The sequence below is a fragment of the Nostoc sp. NMS4 genome (genome assembly GCF_017115095.1).
Classification (GTDB): Bacteria; Cyanobacteriota; Cyanobacteriia; order Cyanobacteriales; family Nostocaceae; genus Nostoc.
Genome location: NZ_JABXKI010000303.1, coordinates 1 through 3,240, shown reverse-complemented (window position 1 = coordinate 3,240; position 3,240 = coordinate 1). Strand labels below are relative to the sequence as shown.

Annotated in this window: 3 protein-coding genes; all 3 read left to right on the top strand. The window is 44.5% G+C overall.

The annotated features are described in order from the left end of the window. Positions 1–741 (top strand): DegT/DnrJ/EryC1/StrS family aminotransferase (locus HWQ37_RS28805; RefSeq protein WP_292753835.1); only part of this gene is annotated, 741 nt, incomplete at its 5' end. 152 nt (positions 742–893) lie between these two features. Further along, positions 894–2,219, top strand: coding sequence for a glycosyltransferase family 4 protein (locus HWQ37_RS28800; RefSeq protein WP_292753834.1), 1,326 nt, complete (start codon positions 894–896; stop codon positions 2,217–2,219). Between the two features lie 115 nt (positions 2,220–2,334). Continuing rightward, positions 2,335–2,475 (top strand): hypothetical protein, encoded by a 141-nt coding sequence (locus tag HWQ37_RS28795; protein ID WP_292753833.1) that lies wholly within the window; start codon positions 2,335–2,337, stop codon positions 2,473–2,475. The last annotated feature ends 765 nt before the right edge of the window (positions 2,476–3,240 follow it).

The window sequence follows — 3,240 nt, the reverse complement described above, 5'->3', positions numbered from 1 at the left end:
GATATTGCTCAAGGTCACAACCTAAAGCTCTTATTTGATGCCTCTCATGCCGTTGGGAGTTCCTATAAGGATCGTATGATTGGTAACTTTGGGGAGGCTGAAGTATTTAGCTTCCATGCCACTAAGTTCCTCAACACCTTTGAGGGAGGGGCAGTTGTAACTAATAACGATGAACTAGCTGAAAAGATACGGTTGATGAAGAACTTCGGATTTGGCAGCGGATATGACAACGTTGTTTACATCGGCACAAATGGCAAAATGAATGAAGTTTCAGCTGCCATGGGAGTAACAGGGCTAGAAAGTATCACAGATTTTATTGCCGTTAATTATCGAAATTACAAGCAATATGAAGCTGAACTAGAAAATATTCCTGGGATTAAACTTATCACCTATGATGAAACGGGAAAGAATAATTATCAATACATCATTCTTGAAGTTAATGAACAAGAATCCGGAATAAGCCGGGATCAGCTTGTTCAAATATTGCATTCTGAAAAGATCATGGCTCGACGCTATTTCTATCCGGGCTGTCACCAAATGGAACCTTATCGGTCTTACTTTCCGAATGCCAATCTTTTGTTACCTGAAACAGAGAAGCTAACTCAGAAGGTTATGTCCTTACCCACAGGCACGGCTATAACGAGAGAGGATATAAGCAAAATCTGTCAAATTATCCAGCTTTGTGTTAAAGAAAGCGGAGAAATCAAAAGGTTGATTCATAAAAACGTATTCCACGCTTAATAGCAGAGCTTCAGTTCATGTTTAGGAGAGTACTGGCTGAGTGTCTCAAGGAGAAAACTTTCCTTCTGAATCATACAGTTGCTCAGCCGTGCATCCAAGAGAAAACTGTGCTTAAGGTTTAAGCTTTAAACTATTAAATAGGCTAACATCTCATGGTTAAGAACAAAGCCAGCACCGAGCGGATACGCGTTTTAATTCTCGCTGATGATTGTAATCCTGACTGGCACTCTTTACCTGCCTTGGTGTACACTTTTATCTGCACTCTCGCCAAGTATGTTGATGTTGTGGTTGTAACCCAAATTCGGAATAAACCCAACATTGAGCGAGAGGAAATGGGAAAGGCTGAGGTTGTTTATCTCGATACAGAAAAGATTGCGGCTCCCATCTATAAATTAGCGACGTTTCTCAGTGGTGATTTCAACAAAGCAATGACCCTTAAAGTTGCACTGAGTTACCCAAGCACCTTAGCCTTTGAGTGGGCAGTCTGGAGACGATTTCGCCAAGATTTGCAAAATGGACGCTTTGATATTGTTCACCGCCTTAGCCCAATGTCACCCACCATACCCAGTCCCATAGCTAAATGGAGTCCAGTTCCTTTCGTGCTAGGACCCATTCTCGGTGGACTGCCTTGGCCCAAACATTTCAAGGCTGAGATGAACCGCGAAGGTGAATGGATGAATTACTTCCGCGAAATCCATAGATGGCTTCCTTTCTATCAATCAACCTATGCTCATGCAGCGGCTATCCTTGCTGCCTACGATCACACTATCTCTGACGTACCAGATTTTGCCAAACCAAGGACAATCAATTTCTCTGAAGGCGGTGTAGACCCTATCAAGTTTATCATGCCTGTCAGGCACAAAAAGGAACAAATGACCGTCCTATTCGTCGGCAGGCTGGTTCCCTTCAAGATGCCAGAAGTCCTCATTCGCAGTTTCGCTGCTAGCTCAATTTTGCAACAGCACAAACTAATTATCGTTGGTGATGGTCCTGAGCGTCTCAGACTAGAGCGTCTTGTCGAAGAAGAAGATCTGTCTGGGTGTGTTGACTTGACAGGGATAATCTCTCAGGATCGGGTTGGAGAACTGATGCGCCAATCTGAGATTTTTGCGTTTCCTTCCATTCGCGAACAGGGTGGTGGTGTGCTAACTTTGGCAATGATGTCCGGTATGGCGTGTGTTGTGGTTGATTACGGCGGACCTGCTGCACGAGTGAAGTCAGGTTGCGGGGTTAAAGTTCCCCTGGGGGACTTAGACCATCTAGTCAGGCATTTTACGAAAGAACTCGAACAACTCGTTGCAGACCCTGACCGTGTTATCAGTTTGGGAATCGCCGCACGCCGCTTCACTGAGACTTACTACTCTTGGGAGGCAAAGGCACGGAAGATGTTGGAAATCTACAACTGGGTTCTCGGTCGCCAGGAGGAAAAGCCTGATTTTTGGAATCAGCCAAGTGCTTCTTTGTCCCAGTCAGAGTAAATTCACGGTCGCCGATTCTTATAGGGGTGTGTGAAATCGTTTTAAGACCTCTTGCAAAACTTGAGAATGTACATTCTGTGAAGTACCCCATCCTATAGAGCCCACATTCCGCAGGTTGCTGGTAGAGTCAGAGGTATTTCTCAATACTCCAGACAGTTTTTTCCTCAAAGGCGATCGCTTCAGCCTTTTCCAGGCTCTTCTTGAAAATGATAATCAGCAGCGACCAGCTCTTGAGCGAAGTAAAGGTGTCACCTAATCATAGGTCATGAGTCTCTATTTTCATTTACCTCAGATTAATGACAAAGGACAGAATTATTCTCCAAAGCACTCCGCGTCATTAAGTTTTTGTACTTAACTAGGAAGCCAAAGTTGGAGAGCGAGGCGAACGCTTCTGCGTAGTTACATTAGGTAATCATCTTGCCAGTTGGTTGACTCAAATCGCAAGATTCTACAATTACTGTCGGTCAGAACCAAGAGCAATTAGAGAAAAAGTTGTCTCTTTTCTCTTCCGGCCAAAACCCCCGGTTCAAGCTCAAAGAACCGGGGGTTTTGGTTTGGTATGAAATTCATAGTGACTATGGATTTGAGGTAATTCGCCAACAACATCCATTGCTAGTCGTGGGCGGTTTTTAGATATTGACTCTCACGCCTCTCCAAGTTGCTCCACAATTAAGGGAACCTCTATTGGGGAATAATTATGTCAAAAGAAAAGGAAAAGGGTGGCAGAGAAGCCAAGAAGCCCAAAAAGGAATCTGATGGTTCTAAGAAGCAGAAGAAAGACCCGAACCGACATGATGGACTAGGAGGTAAGTAAACGAGAGTTGCTCCGCCTTCACTTGATTGACTTGCACGGGGTATGACTAGTTAAACGAAGCCGCTCTGGTGACGGAGCGGCTTCGTTTAATTACACAAAACCCTTGGTGCAATCCCTTCATCCAGGGACCTCGTGGAAGATCTCCGGAAAGTTAATCTAGACTGGAATGATCTGAACAATCAGCGATCGTTTATCAAGGGTCTGGAC

Bases quoted from the DNA above. Each gene is read 5' to 3' on its own strand.
- HWQ37_RS28800 (WP_292753834.1), top strand. From the start codon at position 894: ATGGTTAAGAACAAAGCCAGCACCGAGCGGATACGCGTTTTAATTCTC.